Consider the following 15,041-nt stretch of genomic DNA (forward strand, 5'->3'; position numbering starts at 1 on the left):
GCGCGGTCGGAGGTGGCGGTGTCGCGGCGCGGCGCGGGAGAGGACAGGATGGCGGGATGCTGCGGAGTTTTCAGGTGACCAACCACAGATCGTTGGCGGATCGGCAGGAGTTGCGGTTGACCCGGGGGAGCGGGCCGGTGGCGGTGCCGGTGACCGGGGTGCACGGCGCGAGCGCCGCGGGGAAGACGAGCCTGATCGATGCGCTGGGGCACATGCGGGACGCGGTGCTGAATTCGGTGACGGGGTGGGATCCGTATGCGGGTCCGGTGCGGTGGCCGCATCTCGGCTTCCCCGATCGGCCTTCGGAATTCGTGGCGGGTTTCGTCGCGGAGGGTGTCCCGTACACCTATGGCTTCCAGTTGGACAACGCCGATGTCACGGCGGAGTGGTTGCACGCGCATCCGCGCTCGCGCAAGCGAATCGTGTTCGAACGCAACGGAGAACAGATCAAGATCGGGCCGATGTTCGAGGCCGCGCGTTACGGCATCGCCGCGCTGATCCCGTTGGTGCGTCCGAATGCCTTGTTGCTGAGCCTCGCCGGTCAGATGTACGCCGAAGCGCTCGTCCCCGCCTATCGCTGGTTCTCCTCGATGCTCGAGGTGCAGCAAGGCCCGGCGGCGGCCACGGCGGTCGCTCATCGACTCGGCAGCCATGTCTCGGCGTCCGGCGACAATGCGGTGCGGTTGCTCATGCTGCTGCGCACCGCCGATCTCGGCATCACGGATCTATTGATCGCGGAGAACGACCCGCTGTACGCCGATTACCTCCTGGACCTGGACGGCGATATCGCGGGGACCACCAAACAGCTCGAGCTGTGCGCTTCCTCTCCTGGTCACGCCGACAACCTGTTGCGGGAGAACGGGGTCACCGAGGTCATGCTCGACCGGGAACTGAGCAATCTGAAGTCGGCGCGCGATGCCCTCTACGCCAGGATGGCGGCCCGCCGCGGCGTCGGCCTGAGCCTGGTGCACGCCGGCATCGACAACGCCTTCGACATCACCGACGAATCCACCGCCACGCTGTCGTTGCTGCGCCTGCTGCCCGCCATGCTGGACGCACTCGATTCCGGCCGCGTGCTCGCCGTCGACGACATCGGCGCCGACCTCCCCGCCGAGGAGACCGACCGTCTGATCCAGCTCTTCCAGAACCCGGAAACCAATTCCCGTGGCGCGCAACTGATCTTCACCACCAACAACCGTGCCCTGATCGATCGGGGCAACGGCCGTTCGCAACGAACGCGCACCGCCGTCTGGCAGGTGCGTCGCACCGAAAACGGCACCAGCGAACTCGCGGCTCGGTAGCCGGTGCGCGGTGCGGTCGTCGATCGCGCTGCCCGATCGACGGCCGCACGCGGGTAGGTGCTCGCAGGATCCGGTGGGACAGACCGCGCGCGCCGGGGCCGTGGCGTGATCGGCCGCGGCACCGGGGCCAATAGCATGGTCGACATGCTGGAGTTCGGGATGCTGCTGATCATGGTCACCGCACTGGTCGGCTGGTTGGTGATCTACCTGCGTGGACGCCGGGGGATCCAGCCCGCACAGGCCGAAACGGGTGCGCTGTACCTCACCGGGGTGAGCCCGCGCCCCGATGCCGCCGGCGAACAGTTCGTGACCATCACCGGCAACCTGACGGGCCCCTCGGTCCCCGGGACGGTGGTGTACGGCCGTTTCGTCTGGGACACGAACGCCTGGCCCGCCGTCGGCGACTACCTCACGGTCGTCTACCCGCCGGGCAAACCGGAACGCTTCCAGCTCGCCGACCCCGGCGCCCGTCCGGGCCTCGGCCACTGACCGCCGCGCGGGCCGGGCTGACGGCGGCTGTGAGCCAGGGCACTGCTGCCCGGCTGTGACGCAGCGCGCACGGCGGCGAATGCGAGGATGCCGGTATGAATGCTGCCGGTAGGGATCCGAAGGACGAGGTCGTGGTTCGGACCGCCCGGCCGGACGAGTACGACGCCGTCGGCGAGCTGACCGTCGAGGTGTACGTCGGCGAAGGGTATGTAGTCCCCGGCAGCCCTTACGCCGCGGAGCTTGCCGACATCACGCATCGGGCAGCGTCGGCGCGGGTGCTGGTTGCCGCGCACGGCGACCGCGTTGTCGGGTCGCTGACCGTGGCCCGGCCCGGTACACCGTATGCCGAGATCGCTCGGCCGGGGGAACTCGAGTTCCGCATGCTCGCGGTCTCGAAGACGGCGCGCGGTCTCGGCGCGGGAACGGCGTTGGTGCGCACCGTAATCGATATCGCGACCGCGGAATCGTTCGGCGCGGTGGTCCTCACCACGATGCCCGCCATGATCGATGCCCGCCGAATCTATGACCGCTTCGGATTCGTGCCTGTGCCGGAACGGGATTGGCGCACGCCCGCGGGCGAGCAGCTAACCGTGCTGCGCCTGCGGCTGTCCTAGCCCAATACGGTCGCGATGATGCCGGCCAGGTATCCCAGCCGCGCGACCTCGGAGGGGCGGAAGTCGGGGCCGCCGGGTCGCCCGAGCAGCAGTACCTTGCCGGTGTTGCCGAGCGGGGCGGCGGCCAGCTTGGTGTCCATGTCGGTCCAGATCTGCGGGACCCACTCGGCCTCCGGATCGAGGACGGCGGGCTTCTCCAGCGGCATCCACGGCGCCGAACCGGCCTGGGTCTCGGGGGCGCTCGGGCTGCCGACAACGCGGTAAGCGCCCTGCGGACCCATGTCGATGACGGTGCTCCAGCCGACCCGCAGCACCCGGGGCACGCCGTCGACGAGCACCTGCAGCCGGTCGTCACGGGCGCTGGCGACCTGGTCGATCAGTTCGAGTTCGCGATGAGTGTCGAGCACGCCGGAGTACGGGCGAATGGAATCCACGCGCACATCGGGGATCGATTCGGCGGCGGTGATCAAGGTGTCGGGCAACGCGCCCTGCGGCACCTCGACGACGAGGTCGTCGATCGCGAAGCCCGCCCCGCGCTCCACGACATCCAGCGACTGTATGTCGGCTCCGACGGAGCCCAGTGCGAGCGCGAGCGCACCGAGGCTTCCCGGTCGATCTGGAAGTTGCACGCGGAGCAGGTATGACACGTGCTTTCCTTTCCTTGGCAGCCGAGCGTGGTGAACGGATACCCGGGTCACGCAATACTTACACCCCGAAGTGCCGGTTATCGACTCGAAGCCCGGCAGGTGATCGATACCACTCGGCGATTTCCGGCGAATGCGGCGTGTCACGCTAGTACGCGAGGTGTGTCGTCGTGCGTCCGGCTCCTGTGGAAGCGGGCCGCCGACGAGTCGCTAGGCTGTGCGTGGCCTATTAAGCACGCTCAACAATGCCGAAAGGGGTTCCGCGGTGCCCGCCATCTCCCGCGACGAGGTCGCACACCTCGCCCGGCTGTCCAGGCTCGCCCTGTCCGAGTCCGAACTGGATCAGTTCGCCGGTCAGTTGGATTCGATCCTGAGCCACGTGCGGACCATCTCCGAGGTCGCCGCCGCCGATGTCCCCGCCACCTCCTCGCCCAACCCGGCGACGAACGTGATCCGCCCCGATGCGGTCGTGCCGTGCCTGACTCCGGAGCAGGCGCTGTCGGGCGCCCCCGCGGTCGAAGAGCAGCGGTTCCTGGTGCCGCAGATTTTGGGAGAGGCCGAATGAGTTCAGCATCGGGTAGCGATTCGGTGAGCGGCGGCGGTCGGGAGACGGGTGGGCGTGAGCTGACGACGCTGTCCGCGGCCGAGCTGGCAGCCAAGATCCACGGCCGTGAGGTGTCCTCGGTGGAGGTCACTCAGGCGCACCTGGATCGGATCGCGGCGGCCGACGGCGAGATCAACGCGTTCCTGCACGTCTCGGGGGAGCAGGCGCTCAGCGCCGCGGCCGCGGTGGATTCCGCGCTGGCCGCGGGCAACGCGCCCGCGTCGCCGCTCGCCGGAGTTCCGTTGGCGCTCAAGGACGTGTTCACCACCACCGACATGCCGACCACCTGTGGATCGAAGATCCTCGAGGGCTGGGTCTCGCCGTACGACGCGACGCTGACCACCCGGCTGCGCGACGCGGGCATCCCGATTCTCGGCAAGACCAACATGGACGAGTTCGCGATGGGCTCCTCCACCGAGAACTCCGCGTACGGCCCGACCCGTAATCCGTGGGACACCAGCCGGATTCCCGGCGGCTCCGGCGGTGGTTCGGCGGCCGCGCTCGCCTCGAATCAGGCGCCGCTGGCCATCGGCACCGACACCGGCGGATCGATCCGTCAGCCCGCCGCCGTGACAGCGACCGTCGGGACCAAGCCGACCTACGGCACGGTGTCCAGGTACGGCCTCGTCGCGTGCGCCTCGTCGCTGGACCAGGGCGGCCCGTGCGGGCGCACCGTGCTCGACACCGCGCTGCTGCACGAGGTGATCGCCGGGTACGACCCGCGCGACTCCACCTCACGCAAGGTCGCCGTGCCGCCGGTGGTCGCCGCGGCGCGCGAGGGCGCGAAGGGTGATCTGCGTGGACTGAAAGTCGGCGTGGTCAAGGAACTTCACTCCGACAGCTACCAGCCGGGTGTGCTCGCCTCGTTCGACGCGGCGGTCGCGGTGCTCAAAGAGCTCGGCGCCGAAGTGATCGAGGTGTCGTGCCCGCACTTCGAGTACGCGCTGTCCGCGTACTACCTGGTGATGCCGAGCGAGGTGTCCTCGAACCTGGCTCGATTCGATGCCATGCGATACGGCCTGCGCGTCGGTGACGACGGTCAGCACAGCGCCGAGCAGGTCATGGCCGCGACACGCGCCGCCGGATTCGGTCCGGAAGTCAAGCGCCGCATCATGATCGGCACCTACGCACTGTCGGCCGGGTATTACGACGCCTACTACGGCCAGGCGTTGAAGGTCCGCACCCTGATCGCGCGCGACTTCGACAACGCCTACGAGAAGGTCGACGTGCTCGTCTCGCCGACCAGCCCGTTCACCCCGTGGAAGCTGGGCGAGAAGGTCGACGATCCGCTGGCCATGTACCTGTCGGACCTGTGCACCCTGCCCACCAACCTGGCCGGACACCCGGCGATGTCGGTGCCGTCCGGGCTGAGCAAGGACGACGGCATGCCGGTCGGCTTCCAGATCATGGCCCCCGCGCTTGCCGACGACCGGTTGTACCGCGTCGGTGCGGCCTACGAGGCCGCTCGCGGACCGATCAGCTAGTCCGCCTCTGTCGCGAATTCAGGCCGTATCAGTTCGGTGCCAGGTGGGTGGCGCGCAGATCCCGCGCTGCCTGCCTGGTTCTATTTTGGGTAACGTCGACCTTGTGAGCCGCACCCAGTGGACGATCCATGGTGAGCACGTCGTGGACGAAAATCGACACATCAAGCTCTCTACCGTCGACATCGAGCTACCAGACGGGGTGAAGTTCACACAGTACGTCGCACGGATGCCGCGTTGTGCTATGACGTTGGTACTCAACGACAAGCGTGAAGCCTTGCTGATGTACCGGCACAGATTCATCATCGATCGTTGGGTTTGGGAGCTGCCGGGCGGCTACGTCGACCACGCCGAGAACGTAGCCGTCGCGGCGGCGCGTGAGGTCGAGGAAGAGACCGGCTGGCGGCCGAAAGCCATGGAGCACCTGGTCAGCTTTCAGCCATCCATCGGAACCCTGGATCAGCCACAAGAGATCTACCTTGCGCGGGGCGCGGATCTGACCGATACGCCGCCGGACGTCAACGAAGCTGAATCCGTACGTTGGATTCCCCTGGAGGAAGCGGTCGCGATGATCGATCGTGGCGAAATTGTCGGTGCTGCAACAGTTGTCGCGCTATACCGGGCGCTCAATCTGTCCGCGCAGTGATCGCGAGTACCTGTCGTCGGAAGTGTTCGATGTCGGGCAGCGCGGTGTACGCAGCAAGGCGGTGGCGCACCTCGCGGAGATAGGCGTGGGTTCGGTGCGACTCCAGCCTGCTGATGATGTCGAGCGCCTCAGTGCCGACGCGCGCTGATTCATGAGGATCGTCGTGGGCGAGTGCTGAAGCCAGCAAGCACAGATTGAATGCGCGCCCGCGAAGGTAGCCGTCGGACATGTTCAGGGATTGCCCCCATCGCATCGAGGCGGCCGGATAGACCGCTACCGCATACGACGCTCCGAGCAGGAACCGTCTGCGCTCCACATCACTCCCCCACAACGCGGTCGCAGCGGCTGTCGCCTCTGTGAGACTCAACGAGAACTCCAGCCCGAGATCGGCCGGGTTCTGCCCGCCGGACATTCCGCAGTCCGACGGAACCACACGTCGGCCGAGAACTTCCGTCAGAACCTCGGCAATCAATTCCGGGCCGGGTGAGTTCGGTTGCTCGCCTGCCACCCATCGGCCGACTGCGGTGTGGTCGTAACGGAGTTCGACACCGACGGCACGTCCGCCCACAGTCACGGTCACCGGCGCGGCACCGGGAGTGATCGTCGCCCTACGCCGTGCAGCAGCGATTGCCTCCGAGCACGGACACAATTATGTCGGCTTCGAAGATCTCCTCGTCGCACTGCTCGATGCCCCGATGTCCCCGTTGCAGGTTCACTGGGAGCAACGCGAACTCGGTGCACTGACTCTCGGGGAACTCCGGGAACTGGCGCGGTCCATCATCCCCGGACCAGTGCGCGGCACTCACGGTCCTGCCGAACCTGCCACAGTCACGTTCGAACTGTCCGGACCACACTCGGACGAGTTCCGACAGTCGATCGGCGAGCATTCGTGACCGACATCCGAGAACAGACGCAGCCCTGGTTGCCCGGGGATTGACAGACAGCCGGGGCCGCGTCCCGCTCGCGGACCGATCAGCTAGGACGAACGAAAGTGGGGCGGTCGCCCGAACCCTCGATGGTCCGGGTGACCGCCACATTTCTCATGCGGGCCAGGTGAATTCGGGGTCGGTCAGGTAGTCCTGGCGGCGCTGGTCCAGTGCCATGGCCACCATCTGGTGGGCGCCAGGTCCGATTACCTTGCGCACCGGCGGGTTCGGCATGTTCACGAGTTCGAGCAGACCTGCCGCGGCCGCTTCGGGCGCCGCCTCGACCCACTCCGGTTCGACGTCGGCCTGCGGCGGCGGTGCGCTCGGGTCCGGGTAGTCCGGCATGCCGAGGATGGCCGTGCGGAGCGCTTCGTAGGCGGGTAGTCCGGAGCCGAACTTCATGCTCGACTTCGCCCAGTCGGTATCGAAGCCGCCCATCTGCGCGAGGGTGACGGAAATCCCCAGTGGCCGTAGCTCGTCCGCGAGTGAGGCACTGAATCCTTCCAGTGCCCATTTGCTCGCGTTGTACATCCCGAACAGCGGCAGGCTGCCGACCGCGCCGACGGTCGAGATCTGCACGATGTGCCCCGACTTCCGCTCGCGCAGGTGCGGCACCGCGGCCTGTGAAACCCAGAGGGCGCCATAGAAATTGGTGTCCATCTGGTCGCGGATCTCGGCCTCTGTCAGTTCTTCGATCGCGCCGACGAGGCCGTAGCCCGCGTTGTTCACGATTACGTCGATGGTGCCGTTCACCTCGAATGCCTCGTTCACAGTGGCGATTACCCGATCGCGGTCGCGAACATCCAGGGGCAGCACGGTCAATCGGTCGTCGGCGAGGCCGGCCATGGACTTCGGGTCGCGAGCGGTCGCGACGACGTGGTCACCGCGGCCGAGGGCGGCGACGGTGAAGGCCCGGCCGAGTCCGCGGTTGGCGCCGGTGATGAACCAAGTTCTGGGCACTGTGTCGATCCTTTCCTCGCGAGACGATCCGTCTCGTTGAAGACGATGCCAAGCGACTTCGGTCTTGTCAAGACGAGACGGTTCGTCTCGATTTTGCTACAGTTCGGGCATGGTCGACACCCCCAGCGCCGCCCGGCGCAGCGAACGCGCCCGCGCCGCGATCCTCGCCGCCGCCACTGAACTCATCCGCGAGCTGCCCTATGGGAAGCTGACGGTCGAGGCGATCGCGGCCCGCGCCGGGGTCGGCAAGCAGACCATCTACCGCTGGTGGCCCTCGAAGGGCGCCGTCGTTTTCGACGCCATGCTCGAGCTCTATACCGGCCCGGACGGTCTCGTCCTCCCCGACACCGGTGATATTCGGGCCGATCTGCGCGAGTTGGTGCGCGGCGCGATCGTCGAGCTCACCGATCCCGGCTTCGAGGCGTTCCTGCGCGCGATGTATATCGAGATCCAGCATGACCCGGAACTCGGCGCGGCCTATCGGGAGCGGCTGCTGCTCCCTCAGCGTGCCGCCATCGCCGAGCGGCTTGCCTCAGGTGTCCGAGCCGGTCAGCTACGCGCCGATGTCGACCTCGACTTCGCCGTCGACCTTTTGCTGGGTCCGATCCAAAGCCGTTGGTCGGTCGGCCTTCCCGGACTGACCGAGGCATACGCCGACGCGACGCTGGAGGCCGCTCTCGGGCATCTCAGCGCCTGAATCCCGGTTCGGCAGAGGGAAACTCGGCAGGCTGGGGGCACACCGAGTTGCGGTGGGCGGGGTAACGAGGCGAATGTGCGCGACCGCCGTCCGCTGGTCGGGCCTGTGCTGCGCGGCCGGGGCTGCGAGGGTGTTCGGATCAGCGGATGTCTGCGAGGTTCACGGTCGCAGCCGTGGCGCGGTAGCCCGCTTCGCTGGGGTGCAGATGATCCCCGCTGTCGAACTCCGGGATGAGACGCTCGCGGTCGGCCGGGTCGGCGAGTGCGGCATCGAAGTCGACCACCGCGTCGTACTCGCTGGAGGTGCGGGACAACCTCGTGAACCGGGCGGGCATTACCCGGGGTGGCGATCTTTGGTCGTCGTCGCGTCTATCGCGTGCGGGCGGCGAGGAAACCGGTCTGCCGCCGAGACGCTGACCGCCCGCCCGCCGCGCTGTGGTTCGACCGAATGCGAGCTCCGGCGGGGCGTATGCCGCGCCCGGTCAGGGGGTACGCAGTGATTCGGCCTGCTTGCGGATGCCTTCGGTCATTCCGGTGAAGCCACGCTCGAGGTTCTTGCCGAGGACGGCGCTCACCACAGGCTGGAACCAACCCGCGAGTTCGAAGTGGGATTCGTAGCGGGTGCGATCGCCGTCCAACGCGGTGACGATGTGGGACCGCAGGCTGTGCAGGGTGCCCAGCGGCACCGGCTTCATCGAGTAGCTGAGTTCGCGGCCGGGCGTGTGTGAGCGAATCCATTCGCGCTGACGCCTCGGTTTCGCGCCGGAGACCTGCACGAGCATGTCGATCGGTTCGCCGGGAACGAGGGTGCTGCGGCATTCGGGGACGAAGGGATTCCACTCGCCGTAGCGGGCGAGGTCGGTGATCACCCCCCACACCAGGTCGACGGGTGCGTCGATGTCGACGGAGGCGTCGATGACAAAGGCCATGAGGGAAAACTAGAACATGTTTCAGCTGTGGGCAAGCATCGGCGCCTTCAGCAGCTGCCGAGCGCGGTGCCCTGGTCGGTGCCGTAGCGGTGGCCGTGGCCGGGCGGGGCGTCCAGTGCGGCGAGCAAATCGGTGCTGGTGTGCAGGAAGCTGACTACCGGGAGCCAGTGCGGGACCGGGGCGTCCACCCGGACCCCGGTGAGGTCGGGGGCGCGCCACAGCAGCGACGGTGACCAATGGACCACTGGGTCCGAGCTGTTGGCCAGCACCGTCGCGCCGGCACGGTGCACCTGACCCGCGGGCGGGCCCGCCCAGAGCGCCGCGCAGGTCCTGCGGTCCTGATCGGCGTCGTCGGTGAAGACCGAACTGCCGCCGAGGGCGCCGAGGCTTTGGCCGTAGATATAGAGCCGGGGTTTGCGGTCCATCGTGCGGATACGGTTCTCAACGGCGGTGAACAGCGCACGCGCGTAGGCCACCGCTTCGTCGCGACCGAACAGGAAGCTCACCCAGCTCGGCGCGTAGGAGTACTGCACGCCGACCAGCGCGACATCGCCGCCGAAGTGCTGATAGAAACCGGACACCGCGTTCGAGTCGATCCAGCCCGACCCGGTCGGCACCGCGACGACGATATTCGACCGCTCGAAGCCGCCCGAGCGCTCCAACTCCCGAATCGCAAGGGCCACCCGGGAATCGCGGTCCGGCGCGGAATCCAGGCCGACATAGACACGGACCGGACCGGCGGGCGACCCGCTGACGAACTTGCGCCCCTCGGCCCCCAGCGACGGCCAGCTGACCGTCGATTCGGCGCTGCCGGACCGCAGCAACGAAACCGGCTGCACCAGTGTGGGATCGATCCTGGCATTGGCGGTGGCATAGGCATCGCGTCGCCAATCCGCCATGGCGGGAACGCCGACCAGGTACAGCACGGACGCGGCGACCGCGGTCACCGCAACACTGCGTGACCACCCCAGCTTGCCCACGACCCACCCCGCGGTCCGCGCGATTGCGGCGAACACTCCGACCATCAGTGCGGCCCCGACCGCACAGCGCAACCAATAGTCCGATCCGATCGGCACTGTTCCCATCACCGCGCGCAGCCGGTTCTGCCAGTGGCCCGCGTGCGCGGCGGCACCGACGATCGAGACCAGCGTCAGTCCGAGCAGCGGGAGACGAAGCCACGCGAGTGGTCGATTGATGTCGACGTTCCAGCGGGCCGACAGGAATCGGACCAGACCAGCGACGCCGAGTGTGAGGGCGACGAAAAGCCCGGTCAGCGCGGCCTGCGCGCCAGGCGTGCGCGGCAGCAATCCCGGAGCCAGCGACATGAGCACACCGGCTCCGACGGCGAGTGTCGTGCCGATCCGCGGCCGGAGCGTGCGCTGCGCCATGCCGGTGGCAATGGCCTTCCAGCGACCGGTCCGCGGGTGCGGCATCGGTGTGCCGGACCGGTTGGTGTCCACCCGTTTTCGGGTTGGTTCGCTCACCAGCGTCGCGGTGCTGTGCATGTCCGGTGTCGCGGTGCTGTGCGCAGTTTCGACTGCTGTGGCGGTGGGCGGCGGGGTCATGGTCGAGTTCGTCATCGCGGAACGCCCAGTGCTGCGAGCTGATTCACCGATACCGTGCGAATCGGCAGAACGGGCTTGCGGTCGCCGCCGGTGGCCCTGGTCGGTCGTCGCAGCGACGGCGTGACGCCGGCGAGAGCGGCTCCCGCGGCGGCCAGGCCGAGCACGCCACCGCCGATGAACACGGCCAGCCAGCCGCTGAAATCGCGGTTGGTCTGGGAATCCGTTGTGCTCCACAGTGATTCGGCGACCGGCGCGCCGTAGCCTTGGCGGCGGGAGTTGATGTCGACGAACGTCGACGCGATCGTGGCCATGGCATTGCAGCGGGCGCGGGAAAAGGGGTCGGTGCGGGTATCGCAGGCCTCGTGCATGTGCAGGCCGAGGGTGCTGTCGAGGGCCTGCCTGGCCCACGGGCCGAGCGGTTCATCGCTCTGATCGGCGTAGCGCAGCAGGTCGTAGCCGAGATCATGAGCTTTGCATGCGGTGTCGAACTCGGCGGGCAGGGTGACCGGCGACGAGCATTCGCCGCCCGGGTTCGCGAGCAGACCGTCGACGAGGCTGGGCCGGTAACCGAAGCGTGCGGCGAAATCATCCGGAATGGTGGTGACGGCTTCGGGGCCGCCCGCGGTCAGGATGGACACCGCGGCACCCACCGCGACGTTCTCCACCGAAGGCCGAATCACCGCGGCATGGGTTGCCGGCGCAAGGACAACGGTGGCCGCCATGGTGGTCAGCGCCGCGGCCGTCAGCGCCGCGCCCCTTCGGTAACGAGCGGAACGGGGGCGTGCGTCGGTGACCGCTGACTCGGTGCCGGCCTGCCGTGCGGTGGTCGGTGTGCTCATGATCCAAGACGCTAGGAATCGGACGCGCCCGCGCACCTCACGCCGAGGTGCGGTTCCTCGGCCCATGCCGCCGGGGGAGCGGGACTGTCGCCTCCCCCTCGGGTACCGGTGGCGAATTCACCCGTGGGTATGAGGACCGCGACGCCGTCGGGTTTCTACTGTCGTAGGCATGAAGCAGAAACGCGGTGCCTGGACCAGGTCGATGAACGCCAGGATGTGGTTCGACGCGTTCACCGTGCTGGTCGCGATCGTCTTCTACTCGGTGGCGTGGCCGACTCTGCATCTCACGCACGCGGTGCCGGTGCCGGTGCAGCCGTTCATCGCCGCACTCGCCGCGTTCCCGATCCTGCTCATCCGCATCAATCCGGCGCTGGGCTGGGCGATTTCGGCGGGGTCCGCGCTGGTCATCGCGCTGGCGATCCCGCATCAGCCCAACAATGAGATCCCGATCCAAGTGGTGCACATCCTGTGCCTGTTCGCGTTGCTGTTCGGGGTGGCATTGCGGGCGGCGGTCCCGGTTATGGCCGTCGCATGGGCGGCGACCTCCCTGCTGCTCGCCACCACCATGGCCGATGGCGGCGGTGACCTCGCCGGCTCGGCCTGGGGCTGGCCGATCGCCTTGGCTGCGGTCGTGCTGCTCGCGTTGATGATGCGCTGGCTGGTGCAGTCGCGTGAGCAGTTGTTGCGCAAGGAGGAGGAGAACGAGCTGGAGCGGGCCAGGCGCACCATCCTGGAGGAGAAGGCCCGCATCGCCCGTGACCTGCACGATGTGGTGGCTCACCACATGTCGCTTGTGGTGGTGCAGGCGCAGACGGCGCCGTACCGGGTGGAGGGCGTGACGCCGGCCGCCCGCGCGGAATTCGAATCCATCGGCGCCACCGCGCGGGAGGCATTGAACGAGATTCGCGGCATGCTCGGTGTGCTGCGCAGCGATGGTCAGCTGCCTGAGCATGCGCCGCAGCCGAAGGCCACGGACGTGCTCGGTCTGTTCGAGGGAGCGCGCCGAGCGGGCGTGCACATCGACTGGACGATCGATGGGCCGCTGGATGCGGTATCGGAGACCACCGGGCTCGCGCTGTACCGCATTGTGCAGGAGTCGCTGTCGAACGCGTCGCGGCACGCCCCCGGCGCCCCGGTCCAGGTGGTGATCAGCTGTGGCGTCGATGTGCACTCGAGTGTCGTCAACGCACCCGGTGCGGTGCCCGCCAAGCAGGGCGACAACGGCGGCCACGGTATCGCGGGGATGCGCGCTCGTGCGCTCGCCGTTGGTGGCGAGGTGACCGCGGGCGCGCGCTCCGACGGAGGCTTCGAGGTGCGGGCCCGGCTGCCGCTCGGTCCCGCCGCCGACCTGTCGCCGGATCCGGCTATCGCGCTCGGTTCGATGATCGCCGACCGCTGACGATCGCCGAGGGCGGGGTCGAGGCGGTTGCCGATTAGGGTGTGTGGGTGGCAATAACGGTTTTGATCGCCGACGATCAGGCGATGGTGCGCCAGGGCTTCGGTGCGCTGCTCGCCGCGCAACCCGACATCAGCGTGGTCGGTGACGCGCCGGACGGGAAAGTCGCGGTCGCCGAGGCCAAAAGGCTGCGGCCGGATGTGGTGCTGATGGATGTGCGGATGCCCGAGATGAACGGCTTGGATGCCGCGCGCGCCATCCTCGCGGCCGGATTCGATCCGCCGGTGCGGGTGCTGATGCTCACCACCTTCGACATCGACGACTACGTCTACGAGGCGCTCAGTCTCGGCGCGAGCGGGTTCTTGCTCAAGGATGCGCCCGCCGAGGAATTGGTGCGTGCGGTCCGTGTCGTCGCCGACGGCCAAGCGCTTTTGGCGCCCACCGTGACAAGGCGGCTCATCGCGGATGTCACCCGACGCCGCACCGCGACCCGCGCCAAACCCACTCCGGCGCTGGGTTCCCTCACGCCACGCGAGCGCGAGGTGCTCGAACTCATCGCAAAAGGCATGTCCAACACCGAAATCGCGGAATCCCTGTTCGTCGCGGAGCAGACCGTGAAGACCCATGTCTCCAAGGTCTTCTCGAAACTCGACCTGCGCGACCGCGCGCAGGCGGTCGTACTGGCCTACGAATCAGGACTTGTCACACCGGGCTGACCGGCACGGTGCTCGGCGCCGGTCAGAGCGGGCACTTGCCGCCGCGCAACTCGTCGAGGTGGCGTTCGATCAGCTGGGCCATCCGATCGAGCAGGCCGGTGGCGTCCTCGAACAGGCCCGAATCGGCTTGTGCGGCAAGAGCGATGGCTACGCTGCCGGACTTGCTCGGCAGCACGCCGAACTGGCGAACCAGATAGGCGCCGGTGTCGTCGTCCGGACCCCAGCCGCCTTTGAATTCGGCGCCCGCGATCGAGCCGAGGCCCCAGCGCTGGTCTGGCGCGATCTGTTCCATCAGCTCGGTCACGGTGGCTGACTGCGCGAGACACGGCAGTCGCGAGGCGAACCTGGCCTGATTGGCCAGTGTCCACTCGGTCGCCCCGAACGAGTTGAAGTCCAGCCGGGTTCGGGGTCCGGGCACACCGGTCACGGCATCGCCCGCCTCGTCGAGAATGTCCTGGACGGCTTGGGCCGCCTCGAGGCCATCGCCGAGCGACTCCCACAGTGCCTCCGCCGCACCGTTATCCGAAACAGTGATCGCGGCCTCGGCGTTCTCCGCCGCGCCTTCGGGGTCGCGACGCAGCGCGGCTATCGCCAGCGGAACCTTGATGGTCGACCACGCGATGCCGCTGGTCCAGTCGCCGAAGATGGTCATCCGGCCGCCACCGACCGGCATGATCGCCATCCCGACCTGGCCGGGCAGATGGGGCTGCAGGTGGGTGAAATCCGCGGCGAGTGAGTCGGGCAGCGTGACCGACAAATCTGGATGCCACGATCCCGCGGTGTCGACGGTGATCGTCGGCGCGGCCGCGGGCTCGTGCTTGCCCGGCAACAGGACACAGGAGGTCAGCGCGAGCAGCGTGACGAGGGCGGCACAATGCAATACCGCCCGCCACGCAGGAACTGTTCTCAAGACCTCACCACCGCGTCTTCCCCACCACCACAACACGTGACCGTTGTCCATCGGCGGTGCAACAACTTACCTCTGCTACCCGAATACCCGTTCGGTCGGTGACCGAACAGCGAAGATCATCACCCCGCCGTTGGACGGTGAAGCGATGATGATGCCTCATGGATAGTTTTGCTGATTTTCGCGGAGAATTCGAAACGCCGTGGCCAGGGGGCTACCCGCCGGACGGCCGCCTAGGCCGGGCGTGTCCCGGTGCGGGCTGCGGACGGACCGAAGTCCGGCTGGGACTATTAGGCTGACGGTGCTGTTATCACCTCGAAGGGGGTCG

General features: G+C 67.8%; 17 protein-coding genes. 9 read left to right on the top strand and 8 right to left on the bottom strand.

From position 1 onward, the window contains the following. Nucleotides 1-56 precede the first annotated feature (56 nt). The 3 genes from ACFU4Z_RS11150 (at nucleotide 57) to ACFU4Z_RS11160 (ending at nucleotide 2,404) form a co-directional block, all read left to right on the top strand. On the top strand, nucleotides 57-1,301 hold the full coding sequence (locus ACFU4Z_RS11150; protein ID WP_379061503.1) for an ATP/GTP-binding protein: 1,245 nt from the start codon (nucleotides 57-59) through the stop codon (nucleotides 1,299-1,301). Nucleotides 1,302-1,445: 144 nt separating this feature from the next. Then, entirely contained in the window at nucleotides 1,446-1,790 is a 345-nt protein-coding gene (locus ACFU4Z_RS11155; RefSeq protein ID WP_379061505.1) for a hypothetical protein, read from the top strand. A gap of 95 nt (nucleotides 1,791-1,885) precedes the next feature. Further along, a complete protein-coding gene (locus ACFU4Z_RS11160) occupies nucleotides 1,886-2,404 on the top strand; it encodes a GNAT family N-acetyltransferase (protein WP_379061507.1) in 519 nt (172 codons plus the stop codon). Here ACFU4Z_RS11160 and ACFU4Z_RS11165 read toward each other — a convergent pair. Next, nucleotides 2,401-3,051, bottom strand: coding sequence for an amino acid-binding protein (locus ACFU4Z_RS11165; RefSeq protein WP_379061509.1), 651 nt, complete (start codon nucleotides 3,049-3,051; stop codon nucleotides 2,401-2,403). The genes ACFU4Z_RS11160 and ACFU4Z_RS11165 overlap by 4 nt on opposite strands. A gap of 262 nt (nucleotides 3,052-3,313) precedes the next feature. On the opposite strand from ACFU4Z_RS11165, the gene gatC reads away from it, so the two are divergent. From gatC to ACFU4Z_RS11180, 3 genes are all read left to right on the top strand, one after another. Then, on the top strand, nucleotides 3,314-3,613 hold the full coding sequence (gene gatC, locus ACFU4Z_RS11170) for an Asp-tRNA(Asn)/Glu-tRNA(Gln) amidotransferase subunit GatC (RefSeq protein ID WP_379061511.1): 300 nt from the start codon (nucleotides 3,314-3,316) through the stop codon (nucleotides 3,611-3,613). Then, the gene (gatA, locus tag ACFU4Z_RS11175) at nucleotides 3,610-5,136 is read left to right on the top strand and encodes an Asp-tRNA(Asn)/Glu-tRNA(Gln) amidotransferase subunit GatA (RefSeq protein WP_379061513.1); all 1,527 of its coding nucleotides are present in this window, start codon (nucleotides 3,610-3,612) and stop codon (nucleotides 5,134-5,136) included. The genes gatC and gatA overlap by 4 nt, the downstream gene beginning before the upstream one ends. A gap of 103 nt (nucleotides 5,137-5,239) precedes the next feature. After that, complete coding sequence (locus ACFU4Z_RS11180) at nucleotides 5,240-5,779, top strand: NUDIX hydrolase (protein WP_379061515.1); 540 nt, start codon at nucleotides 5,240-5,242, stop codon at nucleotides 5,777-5,779. Here the strand turns inward: ACFU4Z_RS11180 and ACFU4Z_RS11185 are convergent. Together ACFU4Z_RS11185 and ACFU4Z_RS11190 are read right to left on the bottom strand one after the other, a co-directional pair. Beyond that, nucleotides 5,760-6,359, bottom strand: coding sequence for a hypothetical protein (locus ACFU4Z_RS11185; RefSeq protein ID WP_379061517.1), 600 nt, complete (start codon nucleotides 6,357-6,359; stop codon nucleotides 5,760-5,762). The two genes, ACFU4Z_RS11180 and ACFU4Z_RS11185, sit on opposite strands and share 20 nt — an antisense overlap. Before the next feature lie 460 nt (nucleotides 6,360-6,819). Next, entirely contained in the window at nucleotides 6,820-7,665 is an 846-nt protein-coding gene (locus tag ACFU4Z_RS11190) for an SDR family NAD(P)-dependent oxidoreductase (RefSeq protein ID WP_379061519.1), read from the bottom strand. A 109-nt stretch (nucleotides 7,666-7,774) separates the two neighbouring features. On the opposite strand from ACFU4Z_RS11190, the gene ACFU4Z_RS11195 reads away from it, so the two are divergent. Beyond that, on the top strand, nucleotides 7,775-8,362 hold the full coding sequence (locus ACFU4Z_RS11195; RefSeq protein ID WP_379061521.1) for a TetR/AcrR family transcriptional regulator: 588 nt from the start codon (nucleotides 7,775-7,777) through the stop codon (nucleotides 8,360-8,362). 139 nt (nucleotides 8,363-8,501) lie between these two features. Here ACFU4Z_RS11195 and ACFU4Z_RS11200 read toward each other — a convergent pair whose 3' ends face one another. The 4 genes from ACFU4Z_RS11200 to ACFU4Z_RS11215 form a co-directional block, all read right to left on the bottom strand. Next, complete coding sequence (locus ACFU4Z_RS11200) at nucleotides 8,502-8,696, bottom strand: hypothetical protein (protein WP_379061523.1); 195 nt, start codon at nucleotides 8,694-8,696, stop codon at nucleotides 8,502-8,504. Between the two features lie 147 nt (nucleotides 8,697-8,843). Then, complete coding sequence (locus ACFU4Z_RS11205) at nucleotides 8,844-9,290, bottom strand: SRPBCC family protein (protein ID WP_379061525.1); 447 nt, start codon at nucleotides 9,288-9,290, stop codon at nucleotides 8,844-8,846. Nucleotides 9,291-9,337: 47 nt separating this feature from the next. Next, the gene (locus ACFU4Z_RS11210; RefSeq protein WP_379061527.1) at nucleotides 9,338-10,870 is read right to left on the bottom strand and encodes an alpha/beta-hydrolase family protein; all 1,533 of its coding nucleotides are present in this window, start codon (nucleotides 10,868-10,870) and stop codon (nucleotides 9,338-9,340) included. Then, nucleotides 10,867-11,694 carry a hypothetical protein gene (locus ACFU4Z_RS11215; RefSeq protein ID WP_379061529.1) on the bottom strand — a complete coding sequence of 276 codons (828 nt, stop codon included), beginning with the start codon at nucleotides 11,692-11,694 and terminating at the stop codon, nucleotides 10,867-10,869. The genes ACFU4Z_RS11210 and ACFU4Z_RS11215 overlap by 4 nt, the downstream gene beginning before the upstream one ends. Before the next feature lie 169 nt (nucleotides 11,695-11,863). On the opposite strand from ACFU4Z_RS11215, the gene ACFU4Z_RS11220 reads away from it, so the two are divergent. Together ACFU4Z_RS11220 and ACFU4Z_RS11225 are read left to right on the top strand one after the other, a co-directional pair. Next, nucleotides 11,864-13,093, top strand: a complete 1,230-nt coding sequence (locus ACFU4Z_RS11220) for a sensor histidine kinase (protein ID WP_379061531.1) — start codon at nucleotides 11,864-11,866, stop codon at nucleotides 13,091-13,093. Between the two features lie 47 nt (nucleotides 13,094-13,140). Then, nucleotides 13,141-13,806: a response regulator gene (locus tag ACFU4Z_RS11225; protein ID WP_379061535.1), complete on the top strand. Its 666-nt coding sequence runs from the start codon at nucleotides 13,141-13,143 to the stop codon at nucleotides 13,804-13,806. Nucleotides 13,807-13,828: 22 nt separating this feature from the next. Here ACFU4Z_RS11225 and ACFU4Z_RS11230 read toward each other — a convergent pair whose 3' ends face one another. Beyond that, nucleotides 13,829-14,716 (bottom strand): hypothetical protein, encoded by an 888-nt coding sequence (locus ACFU4Z_RS11230; RefSeq protein WP_379061537.1) that lies wholly within the window; start codon nucleotides 14,714-14,716, stop codon nucleotides 13,829-13,831. Nucleotides 14,717-15,041 lie beyond the last annotated feature (325 nt).

It is taken from the genome of Nocardia sp. NPDC057440 (assembly GCF_042802915.1).
Lineage (GTDB): Bacteria > Actinomycetota > Actinomycetes > Mycobacteriales > Mycobacteriaceae > Nocardia.

Coding starts and splice junctions, on each gene's coding strand:
- ACFU4Z_RS11150 (WP_379061503.1), top strand. CDS start 57: ATGCTGCGGAGTTTTCAGGTGACCAACCACAGATCGTTGGCGGATCGG.
- ACFU4Z_RS11210 (WP_379061527.1), bottom strand. CDS start 10,870: ATGACGAACTCGACCATGACCCCGCCGCCCACCGCCACAGCAGTCGAA.
- ACFU4Z_RS11200 (WP_379061523.1), bottom strand. CDS start 8,696: ATGCCCGCCCGGTTCACGAGGTTGTCCCGCACCTCCAGCGAGTACGAC.
- ACFU4Z_RS11160 (WP_379061507.1), top strand. CDS start 1,886: ATGAATGCTGCCGGTAGGGATCCGAAGGACGAGGTCGTGGTTCGGACC.
- ACFU4Z_RS11155 (WP_379061505.1), top strand. CDS start 1,446: ATGCTGGAGTTCGGGATGCTGCTGATCATGGTCACCGCACTGGTCGGC.
- ACFU4Z_RS11195 (WP_379061521.1), top strand. CDS start 7,775: ATGGTCGACACCCCCAGCGCCGCCCGGCGCAGCGAACGCGCCCGCGCC.
- ACFU4Z_RS11205 (WP_379061525.1), bottom strand. CDS start 9,290: ATGGCCTTTGTCATCGACGCCTCCGTCGACATCGACGCACCCGTCGAC.
- gatA (WP_379061513.1), top strand. CDS start 3,610: ATGAGTTCAGCATCGGGTAGCGATTCGGTGAGCGGCGGCGGTCGGGAG.
- ACFU4Z_RS11215 (WP_379061529.1), bottom strand. CDS start 11,694: ATGAGCACACCGACCACCGCACGGCAGGCCGGCACCGAGTCAGCGGTC.
- ACFU4Z_RS11220 (WP_379061531.1), top strand. CDS start 11,864: ATGAAGCAGAAACGCGGTGCCTGGACCAGGTCGATGAACGCCAGGATG.